This is a genomic window from Tissierellales bacterium (assembly GCA_035301805.1).
Classification (GTDB): Bacteria; Bacillota; Clostridia; order Tissierellales; family DATGTQ01; genus DATGTQ01.
The window spans coordinates 1-2,105 of record DATGTQ010000149.1 but is presented as its reverse complement, the minus strand read 5'-3'; the positions used below and the strand labels follow the sequence as shown (position 1 = coordinate 2,105).

The 2,105-nt window shown below is 27.6% G+C and carries 3 protein-coding genes; all 3 read left to right on the top strand.

Annotation, left to right across the window (positions count from 1 at the left end):
• The first annotated feature begins 169 nt into the window (after positions 1–169).
• The 3 genes from VK071_07435 to VK071_07425 all read left to right on the top strand — a co-directional run bounded on the left by VK071_07435 (position 170) and on the right by VK071_07425 (position 1,728).
• Entirely contained in the window at positions 170–307 is a 138-nt protein-coding gene (locus VK071_07435) for a hypothetical protein (protein ID HLR35140.1), read from the top strand.
• Positions 308–365: 58 nt separating this feature from the next.
• Positions 366–860, top strand: a complete 495-nt coding sequence (locus tag VK071_07430) for an Rpn family recombination-promoting nuclease/putative transposase (GenBank protein ID HLR35139.1) — start codon at positions 366–368, stop codon at positions 858–860.
• Positions 861–1,326: 466 nt separating this feature from the next.
• Positions 1,327–1,728 carry a protein-export chaperone SecB gene (locus tag VK071_07425; GenBank protein HLR35138.1) on the top strand — a complete coding sequence of 134 codons (402 nt, stop codon included), beginning with the start codon at positions 1,327–1,329 and terminating at the stop codon, positions 1,726–1,728.
• Positions 1,729–2,105: the final 377 nt, after the last annotated feature.

Genomic DNA, 2,105 nt, shown 5'->3' with positions numbered 1-2,105 from the left:
TATATTATAAAATAGGTAATGCAAGTACAATAATCTCTAGTATGGGAGCACCAATGGCAAATGGTGTTCCAGCACAATAAATTGCAGCAACTCAAACTAAACGCCAAGCATTTGGTGCATTTATAGATATGATTTAAATATATCTATATATAACATGGGGATTATTGGAATGGCGACAAAGAACTATAGGTTTATCCAAGTGGAACAAAAATATATGTTAAAGTATATAGGATTTAATAGTCAAGATATAGGGTTTTTTACAACATTGGTAAGAAGTCAACAAATGTTAAATAAATTTCAATATTAATATACAGAATTATCTAAAATAGGGTATAATAAATGAAAGAATAATATTATAATATAAAATATTAGAGAAAAATGAACATTTCCTATTAACGGAAGATTTATCAATTCACTATATAGAATTACCTAAATTTGATGATAAAAAAGATATAGAATATATGGAAGCAATAGAACTATGGTTAACATTTATGAAGAGAATAGGAGAACCAGGGACGGAAGAACTGTTAAATCAGCTTATGGAAAGGAGTGAAACATTAAAGATGGCTAAAGAAATATTAGAAAAGATATCTGCTGACGAAAGACTAAGAGAAAAATATTATGCTAGAGAGAAAGCTAGACGGGATGCCATATCAAGATTAAAATATGCAGAAAGAAAGGGTATGGAAAAGGGCGTGAAAAAAGGAATGGAAAAAGGGATTAAAGAAGGAAAACAAGAAGAGAGAATAAAGATAGCTAAAAATTTTTTAAAGGAAGGCGTGGGAATAGCCTTAGTAGCAAAGTCTACAGGACTTTCTAAATTAGATGTAGAAAAGTTAAAAGAAGAACTGGATAACTAAGAATATATAATTATGAAGGATGATGAGCAGATGCTAATCATCCTCTATTTTATATTTATTTGTTATTGCTTGCTTTAGAAAACACTTTTTTTATTAATTACTTTTTATAAGAACCGGGTTTATTATATCCTAAACTAATAACTTATTTATCTGAGAATTATTAAAGGAAAATTATAAATAAACAGAAGTGCTCCTTTGGATATGATCACCCTAGAGCAAAAGAATTAGAAGAAAGGACAAATAATAAGTTTGAGTCTATAAAGATTAATTACTTTAACTTAGGGGATAAGTTAGATTATAATAATATAAAAATTAAAAAGATGAGTTTTAAACCAAAACAAAAATTCACTAATTTAAGTTTTAATACTATTGAATCAAAATCTGTAGAGTTTTATTTTTCAGGGAACGAAACAAATACCACTAGTAGTAATATATTCAACCCTAATGATATTGAGGAGGTTGCATAATGGACAAGAATAAGCAACCAGGTATAAGTTTTGATGGAATTATATTGGTGGCAGAAGAATTTTGGAGAGATTTTGATGTACCCGAGGATGGGGATTTAGATTTTAGTATAGAGGCAGCAAATAGTAAAATAGATGAAAATTATAACGTAGAGTTGGAAACAAATCTAAGGATAATAAAAGATGACGAAGAGAAATTAAAATTGCAAAGCAAGTTTGTTGGTTTATTTTCAACCATTGATGGTGAAGAGAATATGGATATAGATGAATATATAGAAAATAATGCACCAGCTTTAATGTTCCCGTATGTAAGAGAGCATATATCAGCTATAACAACTAAATCTGGTATAAATCCAATTTTTTTACCGCCTATTAATTTTGTGACCTTATTAAAAAATAAATAGTTAATGAGAACTCAATATAATCCTGGTTAAAATAATTTTAACTAGGATTTAATTTTATTAAAAGCATTAATTAGATGGAAGTTGATTGCGATGAATAAATTAACCAATTAAGGAAATTGCATAATTAAATCTATAAAATTAAATAAAAAAAAGGTACAGGGGGATAGCTCATTGAAAATGAGATTTTAAATTTCATATTTTAATTTTACAGATTCTATAGATTTGCAAAACCCTCCTAATTAATATTAACATTCAAGTATTCATATGCCGTTAGGCAGCTTTATTTAATGATTTACCTAAGTTTACTGCAATAGTTCCAGCTATTAAAGTTATACAATTTAATAGTGCATGTACTTTAACTTTATTAATACCTTTAG

Excerpts from the sequence above, each read along its gene's own strand:
- VK071_07425 (HLR35138.1), top strand. The coding sequence starts at position 1,327 with ATGGACAAGAATAAGCAACCAGGTATAAGTTTTGATGGAATTATATTG.
- VK071_07435 (HLR35140.1), top strand. The coding sequence starts at position 170 with ATGGCGACAAAGAACTATAGGTTTATCCAAGTGGAACAAAAATATATG.